14 protein-coding genes are annotated in these 16142 nt (G+C 49.6%); 8 read left to right on the forward strand and 6 right to left on the reverse strand.

Annotated elements, in window-relative coordinates; genetic code table 11:
- On the reverse strand, positions 1-771 hold a 771-nt coding region (locus KVT36_RS20730), incomplete at its 3' end, for a neutral zinc metallopeptidase (protein ID WP_217605361.1).
- A gap of 262 nt (positions 772-1033) precedes the next feature.
- On the opposite strand from KVT36_RS20730, the gene KVT36_RS20735 reads away from it, so the two are divergent.
- The 6 genes from KVT36_RS20735 to KVT36_RS32805 all read left to right on the forward strand — a co-directional run bounded on the left by KVT36_RS20735 (position 1034) and on the right by KVT36_RS32805 (position 7539).
- Complete coding sequence (locus KVT36_RS20735) at positions 1034-1993, forward strand: ATP-binding cassette domain-containing protein (RefSeq protein ID WP_217605362.1); 960 nt, start codon at positions 1034-1036, stop codon at positions 1991-1993.
- A 108-nt stretch (positions 1994-2101) separates the two neighbouring features.
- A complete protein-coding gene (locus tag KVT36_RS20740) occupies positions 2102-2863 on the forward strand; it encodes an ABC transporter permease (RefSeq protein WP_217605363.1) in 762 nt (253 codons plus the stop codon).
- Positions 2864-3032: 169 nt separating this feature from the next.
- Positions 3033-4034: an NADP-dependent oxidoreductase gene (locus KVT36_RS20745; protein ID WP_217605364.1), complete on the forward strand. Its 1002-nt coding sequence runs from the start codon at positions 3033-3035 to the stop codon at positions 4032-4034.
- A gap of 164 nt (positions 4035-4198) precedes the next feature.
- Complete coding sequence (gene fdhD, locus KVT36_RS20750) at positions 4199-5020, forward strand: formate dehydrogenase accessory sulfurtransferase FdhD (protein WP_217605365.1); 822 nt, start codon at positions 4199-4201, stop codon at positions 5018-5020.
- Between the two features lie 212 nt (positions 5021-5232).
- On the forward strand, positions 5233-7239 hold the full coding sequence (locus KVT36_RS20755; RefSeq protein ID WP_254640118.1) for an FdhF/YdeP family oxidoreductase: 2007 nt from the start codon (positions 5233-5235) through the stop codon (positions 7237-7239).
- A 51-nt stretch (positions 7240-7290) separates the two neighbouring features.
- Complete coding sequence (locus KVT36_RS32805) at positions 7291-7539, forward strand: hypothetical protein (RefSeq protein WP_254640119.1); 249 nt, start codon at positions 7291-7293, stop codon at positions 7537-7539.
- Here KVT36_RS32805 and KVT36_RS20760 read toward each other — a convergent pair.
- From KVT36_RS20760 to KVT36_RS20770, 3 genes are all read right to left on the reverse strand, one after another.
- Positions 7536-9407, reverse strand: a complete 1872-nt coding sequence (locus KVT36_RS20760; RefSeq protein ID WP_217605366.1) for a hypothetical protein — start codon at positions 9405-9407, stop codon at positions 7536-7538. The genes KVT36_RS32805 and KVT36_RS20760 overlap by 4 nt on opposite strands.
- Positions 9408-9606: 199 nt before the next feature.
- Positions 9607-9768 (reverse strand): DUF1328 domain-containing protein, encoded by a 162-nt coding sequence (locus tag KVT36_RS20765; RefSeq protein ID WP_217605367.1) that lies wholly within the window; start codon positions 9766-9768, stop codon positions 9607-9609.
- A gap of 91 nt (positions 9769-9859) precedes the next feature.
- A complete protein-coding gene (locus KVT36_RS20770) occupies positions 9860-10618 on the reverse strand; it encodes a DUF695 domain-containing protein (protein WP_217605368.1) in 759 nt (252 codons plus the stop codon).
- Between the two features lie 182 nt (positions 10619-10800).
- On the opposite strand from KVT36_RS20770, the gene KVT36_RS20775 reads away from it, so the two are divergent.
- Together KVT36_RS20775 and KVT36_RS20780 are read left to right on the forward strand one after the other, a co-directional pair.
- Positions 10801-13278, forward strand: a complete 2478-nt coding sequence (locus KVT36_RS20775) for an outer membrane beta-barrel family protein (RefSeq protein WP_217605369.1) — start codon at positions 10801-10803, stop codon at positions 13276-13278.
- Positions 13279-13419: 141 nt separating this feature from the next.
- Positions 13420-13899 (forward strand): acyl-CoA thioesterase, encoded by a 480-nt coding sequence (locus tag KVT36_RS20780; protein WP_217605370.1) that lies wholly within the window; start codon positions 13420-13422, stop codon positions 13897-13899.
- A gap of 3 nt (positions 13900-13902) precedes the next feature.
- On the opposite strand, the gene KVT36_RS20785 is transcribed toward KVT36_RS20780, so the two are convergent.
- On the reverse strand, positions 13903-15693 hold the full coding sequence (locus tag KVT36_RS20785) for an ABC transporter ATP-binding protein (protein WP_217605371.1): 1791 nt from the start codon (positions 15691-15693) through the stop codon (positions 13903-13905).
- Between the two features lie 159 nt (positions 15694-15852).
- A complete protein-coding gene (locus tag KVT36_RS20790) occupies positions 15853-16125 on the reverse strand; it encodes a hypothetical protein (RefSeq protein WP_217605372.1) in 273 nt (90 codons plus the stop codon).
- Positions 16126-16142 lie beyond the last annotated feature (17 nt).

A 16142-nucleotide genomic window follows, 5' to 3' on the forward strand; every position in this document is an offset into this window, starting at 1 on the left:
GTGGGTAAAGGCATCGGGCACTACCCTGCCCTGCGAGGCCTGCTGCAGCTTATCATCCCCTACTGCGCTGGCTGCGTTAAGGGCTTCTTCAATATCCCCGGCTTCCAGTATGGTATCCATCTTCTGTGCGTGGTTAGCCCATACACCGGCCAGGAAACCGGCCTGCAGCTCCAGCCTTACAGATAATTTATTGTATTCCTTTTCGCTCATACGCTGGCGCATAGCCTGCACTTTGGCGCTGATGCCCAGCAGGTTCTGTACATGGTGGCCTACTTCGTGTGCAATTACATAGGCCATGGCAAAATCGCCTACCACGTTAAAACGCTCCTGCATTTCGTTGAAGAAGGAAAGGTCCAGGTATACCTTATCATCTGCCGGGCAGTAAAAAGGCCCCATAGCAGATTGGGCGAAACCGCAGCCGCTTTCTGTGGCATCACTGAAAAGCACCATTTTAGGCGGGGTGTAGGATTTGTTCATCTGGCTGAATTGTTCGGTCCATACATCCTCCGTATAGGCAAGCACGGTAGATGCAAAACGGGAGGTTTCATCGCTACCCCTGGTTACCTGTTCTGCAGGCTGGCTGGCGCCACCACCGCCCTGCTGTTGTACCTGTTGCAGCACCTGCTGCGGATCTTTGTTAAATAAGAGCGCCAGCACTATAATAATAATGCCGCCAATACCGCCACCGATACCTACGGTACGCATACCGCCACCGCCACTGCCACGGCGGTCTTCCACATTATCGCTTAAACGTTTGTTTTGCCAACGCATATGATGTTTTTTAAGTAACAGATCTGCTGCCTGTAAGGTACTATTTTCCCTTGGCGGCGGAGTGAATTTAAATAAATTTATAAAGCGGTTACTTCCAAAATCGCGCCGTATTGTTTTCATGAAGTTTCGGTAAATAAAACCCCCGCACCTCTTAACCCTGCCAATCCCCCCTTTCACCGGTGTTTCTACTGCCGGTAACCGAAAGTGTATTTCCTTCCGCCTGCCTGCTGCCTAGTTTTGAGGCAGATAAAACCTCCGTTATATGGAACATATTGTGCTAACCAATGGATTGAAAAAGAGCTTTAAGGCGCAGGGAAAAACAGTAGAAGCGGTACGCGGCGTGGACCTGGCCGTGCGCACGGGCGAGGTCTTTGGTTTCCTGGGACCCAATGGCGCCGGAAAAACCACTACCCTGCGCATGCTTACCACCCTGCTTACCCCGGATGCCGGGGAAGCTACCCTGGCAGGCTGCGACCTGCTGAAACACCCGCAGCGGCTGCGTGAGCGCATTGGGTATGTAAGCCAGGCCGGTGGCAGCGACCGTGGCATGAGCGCCTGGGAAAACCTGGTGCTGCAGGGCCGTTTGTTTGGTATGAACCGTCATAATGCAGCCGCGCAAGCCAAAGCGCTGATCCTGGCCTTTGACCTGGAAGCTATTGCCGACCGTAAGGCCGCCACCTACTCCGGCGGGCAGCGCCGTCGCCTGGACGTAGCCCTGGGTATGATGCACCGCCCGCAGCTGCTGTTCCTGGATGAACCCACCACTGGCTTAGATCCGCAGAACAGGGCCCGCCTGTGGGGAGAAGTAAGGCGCCTGCGTGATAGCGGCGTTACCATTTTCCTAACCACCCATTATTTAGATGAAGCTGATGCGCTGGCAGACCGTATTGCAATTATGGACCAGGGAAAAATAGAAGCGGAAGGATCGCCCAGGGAGCTGAAAAAACAAATAGCCGGTGATGTAGTGCTGCTGGGCCTTTCCGCCGATGGTACGCATAATGAAAAAGCGCTGCAGCTGTTCACTGACCAGCCTTATGTGCGCGAAGCCAGCTATGAGCAGGGACACTTACGGTTATATGTACACGAAGGCGAGGTTACACTGCCGGAAATACTCCGTTTACTGGATCATGCGCAGATAGGTTTGAAAACCATCTCCCTCTCCCAGCCTACCCTGGACGATGTATTCCTGCGGCAAACAGGCCGCTCCCTGCAGGAAGCGTGAAAGGTCCATGGAATTTTACAAAAGAACAAATAGGTTACGAAATACAATTATAAAAAGCATATGCCATGGACCATTGACTATGGACCATGGACTATAAAAACACACACCATGTCATTCTTCTCCAATCTCCAGCTATATTATATACGCAAGGTAAAAGAGTCCCTGCATAACCCGGGATTCCTGTTCATGGCAGTAGGTACCCCTTTAATGTACCTGTTATTGTTTGCGCCTATGTTACAGCATTTTACGGGCATGCCGGGTTTTACCAGCGCCAGTGTGCTGAACGTATTCCTGCCCGGCGTGGTAGTGGTAATTGCCGTATATGGCGGTCTGTATGTGGGCTTTGGTTTGGTGGATGAGATAAGACAGGGAATTATTGAACGTTTCCGGGTAACGCCTACCAGCCGGCTGGCGCTGCTGCTGGGCAGCGTGCTGCGGGATGTAAGCGGAGTGCTGGTGCAAACGCTGCTGATCACTTTACTGGCTATACCTTTCGGGTTAAAGGTGTACTGGGGCGGGTTTATAATTGTGATGATATTGCTGGCTATCATTAGCGCTTTATTTGCCGCTTTCTCCTATGCGCTGGCATTACGCCTGAAAAGTGAGGATGCCATAGCGCCAATTATACAGGGTATTTCCTTACCCATTATGTTGCTGGCGGGTTTTCTGTTACCAATGGAAATGGCCCCGCACTGGCTGCAGGTAGCAGCGCACTTTAACCCGGTATATTATGCGGTAGAGGCTTCCCGGGCGCTGATGGGCGGGCAGGTGAACACTTCGGTGGTGTTCCAGGCCTTTGCGGTGCTGCTGCCGGTAATGGCGCTGGTTTTCTGGTGGGCTATCCGTTCTTATAAGACGGCCGTGGCATAGATTATGAGCATAAAGCGGAAAGCAGAAAGCATAAAGGGATTGGCGCGGATAAGGAAAAAAAGTAAAAGGTAAAAGGATCAGCACGAATAAAGCAAAACCATCCGCACCAATATCCGCTGCATTCAGCTTTATGCTTTTCGCTTTATGCTTTCAGCTAAAACCCAATCACATGTTAGTTAAACAGATCGTACTAGCGGCGCGGCCATCCGGTATGCCGGATGCTTCGGTTTTCAGAACAGAAAATGTTGAATTACCGTCTTTGCAGGCCGGCCAGGTACATATCAGGGGATTGTACTTTTCAGTAGATCCGTATATGCGTGGTCGTATGAATGATGTACCTTCCTATATTCCGCCCTTCCAGCTTAATGCCCCCATAGAAGGCGCTGTGGTAGCCGAGGTGCTGGAAAGCCAGGTAATGGGCTACAACCCCGGTGATCTTATAACAGGCGGTCTGCTGCCCTGGGCCACGGAAGCCATTGTGTCTGCAGAAGCCATCAAACCAATTGACACACAAAACATACCTCCTGGTTATTACCTGGGAGTGCTGGGATCAGCTGGGGTAACCGCCTATTGCGGGCTGGTGATCATTGGCCGGCCTAAAGCCGGGGAAACAGTGGTTGTATCCGGCGCAGCAGGGGCCGTAGGGTTGGTGGTGGGCCAGATCGCTAAAATAATGGGCTGCCGGGTAATAGGCATTGCAGGATCGGAGGAAAAGATACAGCGGCTGAAAACGGAGTTCGGTTTTGATGAAGCCATTAATTATAAAACCACCCCTGATATGGGCGCGGCGCTGGCTAAGGCTTGTCCTAAAGGCATAGATATTTACTTTGATAATGTAGGCGGCACTACTACGGATGCAGTATTTCCCCTGCTTAACTTCCAGGCCCGGGTACCGGTATGCGGGCAGATCTCCAGCTATAATGATACCGCCACCCCACCCGGTCCGCGCATACTGCCACAAGTGGTAAAACGCAGCATCCTGATACAGGGATTCCTGGTGCGTTATATGAAGGAATACCATGCGGAGGCAGCGCTGCACCTAACCCAATGGCTAAAGGAAAACAAGCTGAAGTTTGCAGAAACTATGGTGGAAGGTTTTGACCGATTGCCGGAAGCCTGGCTGGGATTGTTTTCCGGGCAAAATATGGGTAAAATGATTGTGAAAGCGTAAAGCTGAAAGCAGAAAGCAAAAAGGGATTGGCGGGGATAAGGAAAAAAGGTAAAAAGCCAAAAAGGATTAGCGCAAATAAGGCAAAATCATCCGTACCAATGATCCGCTGCATTCAGCTTTATGCTTTGTGCTTTTGGCTTTCCGCTTTTCCGTACCTTTAATGCATGCAGCAACACGCCTTATCATACACCCGGATCAAAAAGATCCATAACACAACCATTACGGATGAGGAAGATGTACTGGCCGCCGAAGAACCGCTGGAAATAAGGCTGGTACATGGTCCGGAGCATGAACGGCAGCAGCAGAATATTACAGTTACCATGCGTACACCGGGGCAGGACCAGGATCTGGCCACCGGTTTTTTATTTACAGAAGGCATTATTCAGTCGGCCGCTGACATTGCTAACCTGCAGCCCCATGGATCCGTTATCACCGTTACACTGCAACCGCATGTACAACCGGTACTGCAGCCCATGCAGCGCAATTTCTTTTCCAACTCCGGCTGCGGGGTATGCGGCAAACCAGATATTGATTCCATATTCACCAACGTACAAAACGATAATAACGGAACAGCACTAACGTTTCCGGCTGCACGTTTATTAGAGCTGCCGGACAGCATACGTGCGCAGCAAAAGTTGTTTGAAGATACAGGTGGCATACATGCTGCTGCTTTGTTCAATGCAAAGGGTGAATTATTATTGATCAAGGAAGATATTGGCCGGCATAATGCCGTGGATAAACTGATAGGCGCTGCTTTGCTGGCCGGTGATATTCAATTATCCCGCTGCCTGATGCTGTTAAGCGGGCGTGCTGGTTTTGAATTGATCCAGAAAGCCGCTATGGCTGCCATTCCCATTATTGCCGCTGTGGGCGCGCCATCCAGCATGGCTGTTAAAATGGCGGAAGAATGGAATATTACGTTAATTGGTTTTTTAAGACAGCAACGCTGCAATATTTATACAAGAGCGGAGAGAATTGTTTTATGAGCAGAAAGCTGAAAGGATAAAGCAGAAAGGGATTGACGCGGATGGATTGAGTGGTTGCAAATTAATTTTAACAACCAACAGCGGCGGCTTAAATAAATAGGAAAGCAGGTAGCAACCAAAAGCCATTCGCTCCAATGAACCGCTGCATTCAGCTTTATGCTTTCTGCTTTGCGCTTTATGCTTCAAACATGCTTTCCGCTAAACACAAGTACATGAGCTCTGAAAAAATACCCGCTGCAGAAGCCCCGGCGCATTTTACCGGGTTAAAATTGGGCAAGATTAAAACCGTGGCTGCCGGTATACCGGCGGTAATGATCAGCGCACAGCATATCTTAAAAGAAGCAGGTGCGCTGCGGGGCATGAAGGCCCTGCTGAAGCTGAACCAGAAAGATGGTTTTGATTGTCCCAGCTGCGCCTGGCCCGATCCTGACGATGACCGCTCCTCTATTGCCGAGTATTGTGAGAACGGCGCAAAGGCCGTTGCAGAAGAAGCTACGCTCAAAAAGCTAACGCCTGATTTTTTTGCCGCCAATGCGGTGGCCGACCTGGCCGATCTCTCTGACTATGAGATCGGGAAAAAAGGCCGTATTGCGCAGCCTATGTACCTGCCTTCCGGCGGCACGCATTACAAACCCATTTCCTGGGAAACAGCCTTTCAGAAAATAGCCAACCACCTCAATGTATTGTCATCGCCGGACGAAGCCATCTTTTATACCTCCGGGCGTACCAGCAATGAAGCGGCTTTCCTGTACCAGCTGATGGTGCGGGAATATGGCACCAACAACATGCCCGACAGTTCAAATATGTGCCATGAATCCAGCGGGGTGGCCCTGGGTGAATCGCTGGGTATTGGCAAAGGTTCTGTTACGCTGGAAGATATTTACAAGGCGGAGGTGATCATTATACTGGGGCAAAACTCCGGCACCAACCACCCGCGTATGCTGAGCGCTTTGCAAAAGGCAAAAGCCAACGGGGCTACCATTATAGCCGTGAACCCTTTACCGGAAGCAGGTTTAATGAACTTCCTGAACCCGCAAACGGTAAAAGGTTTCCTGAGCATTAAAGCCCACCTGGCCGATCTTTTCCTGCAGGTACGCATTAATGGGGATATGGCTTTAATAAAGGCCCTGGCCCTGTTGCTGCTGGAAGCGGAGGCTGAGCAGCCTGAAACAGTGCTGGACCATCACTTTATTGCCAAACATACCCATGGCTATGAGCATTACATACAAAACTTACAACAATATACCGTAGCGGAGCTGGCGGCAGATTGCGGCGTACCGGTAGCGCAGATCCAGGCGGCCGCAAAAGTGCTGGCGCAGAAAAAGAATATAGTGGCCTGCTGGGCCATGGGCCTTACCCAGCATAAAAATGCGGTAGATACTATTAAGGAGGTGGTGAACCTGCTGCTGATGAAAGGCAGTATTGGCAAACCCGGCGCAGGTACCTGTCCCGTACGCGGGCATAGCAATGTGCAGGGCGACCGTACCATGGGCATTTTTGAGCAACCCTCCCCTGCCCTGCTGCAGCGCCTGCAGGAGGTGTATGGGTTTATACCGCCCCAGCATCATGGGTTTGATACCGTACACTCCATACACGCCATGCTGGAAGGGCGCGCTAAAGTATTTATGGCCATGGGGGGCAACTTCCTTTCTGCCACACCGGATACCAACCTAACGGCGCAGGCCCTACGTAATTGCGCGCTTACCGTGCACGTATCTACGAAACTGAACCGCAGCCATTTAGTGCACGGCAAGGAAGCGCTGATACTGCCCTGCCTGGGCCGTACAGATATAGATATGATCAGCGGGGAACGGCAATTTGTGACCTGTGAAAATTCCATGGGCGTAATACAAATGTCCAAAGGGAACCTGGAACCGGTATCTGACGAGCTGCTGAGCGAACCGGTGATCATTTGCCGTTTGGCCCAAGCCCTGCTGGAAAATCGTTCTAAAGTGAGCTGGGATGTGTATGAACAGCACTACGATCATATCCGTAACGACATTGAAAAGGTGATCTCTGGCTTCGATAATTACAATGAACGCGTACGCCATCCCGGCGGATTCTATTTGCCCAATACAGCCCGGGAAGGCCGCTTTAATATCCTGGGCAGTGGTAAGGCGCATTTTAGCGTGGCTAACATCAGCCCCCTGTCGCTAGGGGCAGATGAATACGTGATGATGACCATCCGCAGCCATGACCAGTTTAATACCACCATTTAGGGCCTGGACGACCGCTACCGGGGCGTGTACAATGAACGCCGCGTGATCCTCATGAATGAGAAAGATATTCAGCGCGCCGGTTTAAAAGCCGGTGATGTAGTGGACCTTATTAATGAGGATGACGGGCAGCGCCGGGTAGCGCACCGCTTTATTGTAGTAGCCTATAATATCCCGGAAAGGAACACTGCCACTTATTTCCCGGAAACCAATGTGCTGGTGCCTTTGAGCAGTGTAGCGGAAAAGAGTAATACGCCGGTGTCCAAGATGGTTATTATTAAGTTGCAGAAGGCGGAAAGCTAGCGGAAAGATAAGAAGCTGGGAGCTCGCAGCACAGAAATATCAAACCTGAAATCTACAATGGTAGTGATCTCATAATAGAAAGATTTTACCGGCGCCGGTGCATCGGGCATATAATAGGCGGCCAGGCGGAAGGTGTTCAGGGACAGGTTTTCATTACGGATACGTACGCCCGCACCCACGGCGCTATGCAGCGGGTTCTTAAAGATGGCATTATTTTTCTCGGTGATCTGCGCCAGCTGCAGATAGGTAGAGAAATTAAACTTAAAGCCCAGCAATTTCAGCGGGCTGTAATACACGGTTTCAGAACGCACATTCAGGCGCTGGTAACCATTGATCCTGGAATTACGATAGCCCCAGATACCTACATCCAGGTTTACACTCAGCGGTTTATAGAAAAAGTTGTTGGGATTGGCCAGGAAATCCACCGTTACAAACTGGCGCAGCCTGCCCCATTTGAAGTTGAACAGGTTGCTGTAATACTCCATGTTGGCGTGTATAATAGCATCTTCAGAGGACCCTCTTTGCCAGAAGGAACCTACTGAAAAAGTGGTATTGAACAGCCCCTCATGTTTGGTAACCCAGAATTTATGCAACTCCAGCGCGGTGTAAAAACGCTTGCGGCTTTGCCAGCTTTCCCACCCGGATGATACGGATGCGTTATACCCCAGCGGAATATCCTCCGTTCTGCCAAATCCAAAGAAATAGTGCGCCTTAAAGAAATCCTGCCGGAATACGGCCAGCTGCCCCAGGTAATAACGGCGGTCGTTATACACCGGGTCAAACTTAAAGATCTCCTGTGCAGGATTCCGGTGAAAAAAGAGGTTGTAATGCCGTGCAAGCAGGGCCACATTCGGCTTTTTACCAGGGTCCTGCCCGTTCTTTCCCGGGTTAATAAAGTTGTACCCCACCCAGGCATCTATTACGCTGTAACGGTAGTCGCGGTACAGGGAATCCGGCAGGTTACGGTAGTTAATGGAATAACTGCGTGACAGGTATAACCCACCTATAAGGCTGGCGCTGGTGCGGTACAGGGGACGGTTCAGATTAACGAAATATGCACCTTCAAAAACCCCCGTATCAATAGCTGCCGGCGTATAGTCATTGAGGGTAGTATAACCTACAGAAGCATCCACAAACGAACCCGCTACGTTATACTTGGTATACGTGAGGGCTGCGCCCCAGGGCGGGGAGCGGTCGTTGCGCCACATGGTAGTAATATCCACTCCCTGCCCGGCGCCCAGCAGGTTGTTATTGGAAATGCCGCCCCGGAAAGCTGTTTGTGTTATTTCCCGCAGGTCGGCGCCATATTCAAAAAGGTCTTTTGTTACCACCAGCAGGTCCACAGAATCCGGCGAGGCGCCGGTATTAATGATGTACACCCGTGCATCCTGTATAAACGGGCGGTTACGCAGGTAACGTTCATTATCTGCCATGGTATACGGATCAATGGTATCATTTTCCCGGAAAAAGAGGGATTGCCGGATTACCCACTCGGCCGTATTAAGGTGCAGGCGGTTGGCAAAATTCAGCAGCTTCATACCGCTACGGAAAGCGGTATCGTTAATATTGCGGGGGCCAAATACATTTACCTGCCGGTAATAAATATCGCGCACTACCTTACCGCTGTAAGGATTAAAATATTTTTCACTTTTTATAAGGGTACTGTCGGAGCCTGCCGGTTCCGGCACATTTTGCCGGGTAATGCGGCGCACCAGTGAATCGCGGTAATTTTTATTACGGATGGAATCGCGGTATTGGGCAATACGTTTAAATATCGTATTCCGGCGGGGACGGGGCGTGGTATCGGCTTCCTGTGGAACTCCAAAAGCCGGCTTCATTCCCCCCTGCACTATATGTGGCTGCAGCAAATAGCAACAGCAGATTAACCAATATATTTTAATAAATCTTCCCAATCTTTTCAGACAGCTTAAAACGCGTGTAACAGTACTTATGTGTAATGTATTAAAAAAAGAAGAAACGGAAAAAAGGAAAATAATGAAAGGATGGTTATCCTTTGCTATCTGTTTTCCTTTAGTCCGTTCCGTCTAATTTTTTCGGTCCCCTTATTTATCTCCTCAGTAATCCTGATAACAGGGATACAAGGAATAATACCACAAAAATGAAGAAGAGTATTTTGGCTATGGATGCAGCACCGGCTGCTATTCCGCCAAATCCGAAAATTGCTGCGATAACGGCAACAATAAAGAAGATAAGTGCCCAGCGTAACATAAGCTAACAGTTTTTAGTTAATAATGGTACGAATACAATTATCATTCCAAGCGTGCCAAAACAGCTAGCAGATAAGGGGGGTAAACTGCCGTTATTTTACGATCACGGTTTCCCAGCCGTCGTAGCGGGCATTCATTTCGCGGGCCAGCTCCCACAGGTACATTACTACCTGGTCTATGCGCTGGTCAGTGGTTTTATCTTCGCGGGAAATATGTAGTACAAAAGGATAATCTTTTTCACTGCTGCGGCTGTTCTTCTCTATACGGAAGCCGTCTTTTTTTACATGTAACCAGTACCGGTCACGTTCTGCTTCCCGGCTAAAATAGATCCAGTGGTCAATGGGTCTTTCCATCTCCCCAATATCCCCGTGTTTCTGAAGCATACGCATCACTTTACGGTTCTGGATACGTTGAAATTCCTGCACATCCGGCAGTAAAAAATCAAAATACAGCTCCCAGGTCCGGTCTTCCTGCACCCCAAAATCGTAGCGGTAATTGGGGAAATTAATCATCACATCGGAAATGGCTTTGTCGTGCAGCAGGGTATTACCGGTATAAAAGTAAAAGTCGCGCACGCCATTGGAAATGGTGCGGCCCACAAAATAGGCGTTCAGCTTTTCTTCCAGCTGCTCTACCAGGCTGTCTTCTATTTCGCCCAGGGTAGCAAATTCATCCCCTTGCGGAAAACCGTCGGAACGGGGATGGTTCAGGTATACTGATATAAATACAGCATGCGGTTTTTCTTTCAGCGGGGCAAAACGGCGCAGGTCAAGGTCCAGCCCAATAATGGCCGGGCTATCTTCAATAGCGCAGGTATATATATCCCAGTCAGGTTGGTAATCGCGGTGCATATGGGTATTAGTTAGGCGTGTGGGTAAAGGTACGAAGTTTGAGAAATGATGCAGGATATAAGCGATTGGATGTGGAAAATTCCTACCGTTACCATTCATCATAAAACGGGGTTAACGCACTGGATTCCTATTACTTTTATGGGCGGAGATTAAAGCAAATCTTGAGGAAGAAAAAAATTTATATGCGGACTTTTGCCTTTTGGGGGTTGGTAATCATACTACTTGGATCTAATATTACTACACAGGCGCAACATGCTGGCGCAACACAGGGCGCTATTATAGGAAAGCTGGTGGATGCGCAGGGTAATAAACCTGTGGAATACGCTTCTGTAGCACTTTTACGGCCCTCCGATTCTACCGTTGTAACCGGTATGCTTTCTAAAGGTAATGGCGATTTTAACTTCGAGAACATAGCTGCAGGCAGGTACCTGCTGAAGATAAATTTCATTGGTTATACAACCGTTTATAAAGTTATTAACCTGAAGGCCGGCAGCCAGGTAGATGCGGGCAATATAAAATTGAGCGCTAATGTAAGATCACTGGCCGGCGTGGAAGTGGTAGGCAGCAAACCTACCTATACCATGGCTATTGACAAGAAAGTTTTTAATGTAGATAAAAGTCTTTCAACAGTGGGTGGCACTGCCGCCGATGTGCTGAAGCAGGTACCCTCTGTGAGCGTGGATATTGATGGCAACGTATCTGTACGTAACGGCAGCCCTACCATTTTTGTGGATGGCCGCCCTACTACCCTTACCATTGACCAGATACCGGCCGATGCTATTGACCGCATAGAGGTGGTTACCAACCCCTCCGCCAAATACGATGCAGAAGGCATGAGCGGTATACTGAACATTGTGTTGAAAAAGAACCGCAAAGCCGGTATTAACGGGCAGGTGACTGCAGGCATATCTACCCTTGGGGGCGCTAACGGCGGTGTGGACCTGAACCTGCGGCAAGAGAAATTCAACTTCTTTGCGACGTATAATGTACGCAGCCGTAAAGCCTGGACACGTACCCATCTTTTCCGAAAAAATATTGCATCTGATACCACTACTTACCTGGACCAATACCAGGATGGGAACCAGTTCCGCCGCTTCCAGTTTGGCCGTATGGGGGTAGATCTGTTCCTGGATAACCGTAATACACTAACCATTTCTCAATCTATAGTAAATGGTAAGTTTGAGAATAATAATGATCAAACGCTGTATGACCTGGATCTAAAACAGCAGCGGATACGCTATGGTACGGGTATAGATAATAATAACCACGGTTTTACCAACTATACCACCCAGCTGGGATACAAACACAACTTTGCCAAAGAAGGCCATGAGCTGACAGCAGATTTTAACTATAACCGCGCCAATGGTACGGATGGAACTGACTACTCGCTGCAGTATTATGATATGAGCGATGCGCCCATTTACTCGCCCAATGAGCCGGAAATGCGCTATGGCCGCGGCAGTGGCAATACCACCTATCTTACCGGGCAGATTGATTATGTAGATCCTGTTACGGCTACTTCCAAGCTGGAAGCCGGTTTGCGCACCACGGCCCGTACTTTCAATAATAACATCATTACCCAGGGTAAAGATTTTACCACCGGCCAGTATGTGGTGGACAGCGCCTTATCTAACCAGTATCATTATACGGAGCAGATCAATGCAGGGTATGTGAACTACAGCGGCACTATTAAGAATTTTGGGTACCAGGCCGGTTTACGTGCAGAGCAGTCTTATTATAAAGGCGATATGGAAAGTGTGAAAGCCAGCGCCTATAAGATCAATTACCCGGTAAGCCTGTTCCCCAGCGTTTTCCTGTCGCAGAAATTCACGGGCGATCATGAGCTGCAGATCAACTACAGCCGCCGTATACGCCGCCCCTGGTTCCGTGACCTGCTGCCCAACCTGGAGTATAGCGCACAAAGCGCCAGCCGTGGTAACCCAGCGCTGCGGCCGGAGTTTACCAATTCATTTGAGCTGTCTTACCTGAAAACTTTTTCAGAGAAACATAACGTGATGGTATCTACGTACTACCGGAATACCAATAATGCTATTACCGATTTTTATACAGATACCACGCTGAACCTGAACGGGCAAATGCAAAAGGTGGTGCTCTCCTACCCGGTGAATGCCGCTACCCGCAACTCTTTCGGCGCAGAGTTCACCGTACGTAACCAGGTGCTGCCTGGCTGGGATATTACCACCAACCTGAACCTGGCACAAACTAAAATTGATGCAGACAATGTTGGCACAAACCTGAACAACAGCGGTTTTACCTGGTTCGGGAAGGTGAACAGCAATACCAAGCTGCCCCTGGGCCTGTTGCTGCAGGTAACGGGTAACTATGAATCCAAACGGATATTACCACAGGGGGAAGCTGCTGCAGAATACCAGGTGGATCTGGCGCTGAAAAGGGAGTTCCTGAAGAACAAAGCCCTTTCTGTGACGATGGCTGTGAATGATATTTTTAATACGGACAGAGACCTCAATTATACCACTACTGCTTTTTCTGAGCAGGAAAGATACCGCAAACGCGCTTCCCGCGAATTCCGCATTAACGTAGCCTGGCGCTTTGGTAAAATGGACATGAACCTGTTTAAGAAGAAAAGCGAGAAAGGCGGAGAGAATGGTGGTGAGCAGCCGCAGCGGGAGGAGTTGTAGGCAGCCCATGGACCATTGACCATGGACCCGCGGACGAAGTCCGCGACTATTATTTTTAAATTACGATTTTTGATTATAGCTTTGACCCTGTCTTTGTGAGCGTTCTCATCAAATCTAAAAATCGTAAATCTAAGATCCTTCATGTCCAATAGCAGTATCTCTAACTCCATTACCCTCCGGTTCCTGGCTGAGCCTTCTGATGTAAACTTTGGCGGCAAAGTGCACGGTGGCGCGGTAATGAAATGGATTGACCAGGCTGGCTATACCTGTGCGGCCCAGTGGAGCGGGCAGTATTGTGTAACGGTGTATGTGGGCGGCATCCGTTTTTACCAGCCCATCAGCATTGGCAACCTGGTGGAGATCACCGCTACCGTGATCTATACCGGCAACAGCAGCATGCACATTGCCATAAACGTATTTGCCTCTAACCCGCGGAAAAGCGAGCGTATTAAAACTACGCACTGTATTATGGTGTTTGCCGCCGTGGATGATCATGGTAAAACAGTAGCCGTACCCAAATGGGAGCCTAAAACAGAAGAAGAGCTGCACATGCATGATTATGCGCAGCGCCTGATGGACCTGCGGAAAAATATTGAAGAAGAGATGAAGCCGTATTTGTAGCGGTCAGTGCGAAAACTGCATCTCGCTCAAATTCTTATACAAGCCGCCATCTACATCTATCAGCTCTTTGTGCGTACCTTCTTCTACAATGTGGCCCTTGTCCAGCACAATGATCTTATCTGCTTTGCGAACGGTAGAAAGGCGGTGTGCAATAACAATAGAGGCCCGGCCTTCCATCAGCTTTTCCAGGGCGTCCTGTACCAGCCTTTCCGATTCAGAATCCAGGGCCGATGTAGCCTCATCCAGTATTAAGATCCGGGGATCTTTGAGCACGGCGCGTGCAATGGCAATACGCTGGCGTTGTCCGCCGGACAGCTGTATGCCACGCTCTCCTACTATCGTATCCAGCCCGGCGGGAAAACGCTGGATGAACTCCCATGCATTGGCTTTACGGGCCGCTTCAATAATGGCTTCATCATCAGCACCGGGTTTACCATAGGCAATATTTTCCCGGATGGTACCGCCAAACAGGAACACATCCTGCGGCACCACTGCCATTTGCCCGCGCAGGGCAGATAGCGGCAGGTCCTGGCTATTGCGCCCATCATAGGTTATAAGCCCGCTCACCGGATCGTATAAACGAAGTAATAGGGATACAATGGTGCTTTTACCGGCTCCGCTGGGGCCTACCAATGCCACCTGCTGATCAGCGGCTACAGAGAACGACACATTCTGCAGCACCGGTATATCAGCGCGTGAGGGGTAGTGGAAAGATACATCCCTGAAGGTGATCTGCCCGCTCAGGTGGTGTTCCGGCGCTATCAGGCTGCTGTCGGTAATAGGTTCTGCCGGCTCGTCCAGTATTTCCAGCAGGTTCTCTGTGGCGCCCATGCTGCGTTGTATGCTGGTATACACCTCTGCCAGCCCGGTTACAGAACCGCCTATAAAACCGGAGTATATAATAAAAGAGAACAGCTCGCCGGTTGACCCCATTTCCCCGGTGGAGATGAGTATTGCGCCTCTCCAGATCACCGCTACCATGGCGCCAAAAATGCCCATGATCAGGAAGGAGGAGAAAGCGCCGCGGTACCTGCCGCTTTTTATGCCGGTAGCAGCAGCTTCCAGCGTTTTTTGTTTGTAACGGTTCATTTCAAAGAACTCGTTGGCAAATGCTTTTACGTTCAGGATGCCCTGCAGGGTTTCTTCTACAATGGTGTTGGCTTCTGCTACCTGGTTCTGTACCTGTTTGGAAAAACGGCGTATAAAACGCCCGAACACATAGGCTACCAGCATAATAAAGGGAAATATAGCCAGCATGAACAGGGTTAGCTTGGCCGATGTATGCAGCAGCAGGGCAATACCGCCAACAATGACTATGATCTGCCGTATAAACTCCGCAATGGTGGTGGTAAAGGTTTCCTGCAGCATGGAAATATCGGAAGAAATGCGGCTGCCCAGCTCCCCTACCCGCCGGTTCACAAAAAACTTCATAGGCAGCTTAATGAGGTGGTTATAAATGGTTTGCCGCAGGGTGGCCAGGGTTTTTTCCGTTACGTTCACAAACAGTATTATGCGAAAATAAGAGAACAGGGCCTGCCCGGCCAGTACGCCTACCAGCATAAATCCCAGGCGGTTCATATCGCGCATCAGGTGGCCGTGGGTGCTGGAATCTACCAGGTCGCCCAGCAGCTTGGGAAAAGCCAGTCCGGCCAGGCTGGAAATGAACAGGAATAACATACCCAGGCTAAACTGCGGCCAGTAAGGCTTTACGTATTTATAGAGGCGTAATGTCTTCTTTAAGGAGGTTAAACTAACACCTTTAACAAGGTTCTTTCTAAGATCTAATAATTGCATCTGGTCTTTAATTCAATAGTGGCTGATACGGGTAATTGAGCTACCGTAACTTTGGGACGGATCAGTGGGGCAATATATTTTAAATCCGGGATAAAAAAAAGGTTACAACCCTTTGCAGGTGTTGTAACCTCATATATAATCTCACAATTACAAGAGACGTTATTGATTTTTGCGGCGGTTCTTGGAAGAATCCTGTGTTCCGGTACCATACCGGGAGGAATCTTCGCCCGGGTTAATGGCCCCTGGCGGCTGTTCGGCTGCGGGAGCGGTGTCCCTTACAGAACTGGTGTCAGACATCATCATATTACTATCAGAAGATATGGTGCCGGTACTATCCGTGCTGGTATTCTGTCCGTTGCCACAGGAAGCCATAAAGAACATCCCGGCAAAGGCACCTGCTACCAAAAGGCAGGGCAAATTCAACTTTCTCATAAAAAATGGTTTTCCGC

The sequence above is a fragment of the Chitinophaga sp. GbtcB8 genome (assembly GCF_019091455.1).
Classification (GTDB): Bacteria; Bacteroidota; Bacteroidia; order Chitinophagales; family Chitinophagaceae; genus Chitinophaga.

What these genes read in the sequence shown, in the direction of transcription:
- KVT36_RS20735 (WP_217605362.1), top strand. Translation starts at nt 1,034, where the DNA reads ATGGAACATATTGTGCTAACCAATGGATTGAAAAAGAGCTTTAAGGCG.
- KVT36_RS20740 (WP_217605363.1), top strand. Translation starts at nt 2,102, where the DNA reads ATGTCATTCTTCTCCAATCTCCAGCTATATTATATACGCAAGGTAAAA.
- KVT36_RS20745 (WP_217605364.1), top strand. Translation starts at nt 3,033, where the DNA reads ATGTTAGTTAAACAGATCGTACTAGCGGCGCGGCCATCCGGTATGCCG.
- fdhD (WP_217605365.1), top strand. Translation starts at nt 4,199, where the DNA reads ATGCAGCAACACGCCTTATCATACACCCGGATCAAAAAGATCCATAAC.
- KVT36_RS20755 (WP_254640118.1), top strand. Translation starts at nt 5,233, where the DNA reads ATGAGCTCTGAAAAAATACCCGCTGCAGAAGCCCCGGCGCATTTTACC.
- KVT36_RS32805 (WP_254640119.1), top strand. Translation starts at nt 7,291, where the DNA reads ATGAATGAGAAAGATATTCAGCGCGCCGGTTTAAAAGCCGGTGATGTA.
- KVT36_RS20765 (WP_217605367.1), bottom strand. Translation starts at nt 9,768, where the DNA reads ATGTTACGCTGGGCACTTATCTTCTTTATTGTTGCCGTTATCGCAGCA.
- KVT36_RS20770 (WP_217605368.1), bottom strand. Translation starts at nt 10,618, where the DNA reads ATGCACCGCGATTACCAACCTGACTGGGATATATATACCTGCGCTATT.
- KVT36_RS20775 (WP_217605369.1), top strand. Translation starts at nt 10,801, where the DNA reads ATGCGGACTTTTGCCTTTTGGGGGTTGGTAATCATACTACTTGGATCT.
- KVT36_RS20780 (WP_217605370.1), top strand. Translation starts at nt 13,420, where the DNA reads ATGTCCAATAGCAGTATCTCTAACTCCATTACCCTCCGGTTCCTGGCT.
- KVT36_RS20785 (WP_217605371.1), bottom strand. Translation starts at nt 15,693, where the DNA reads ATGCAATTATTAGATCTTAGAAAGAACCTTGTTAAAGGTGTTAGTTTA.
- KVT36_RS20790 (WP_217605372.1), bottom strand. Translation starts at nt 16,125, where the DNA reads ATGAGAAAGTTGAATTTGCCCTGCCTTTTGGTAGCAGGTGCCTTTGCC.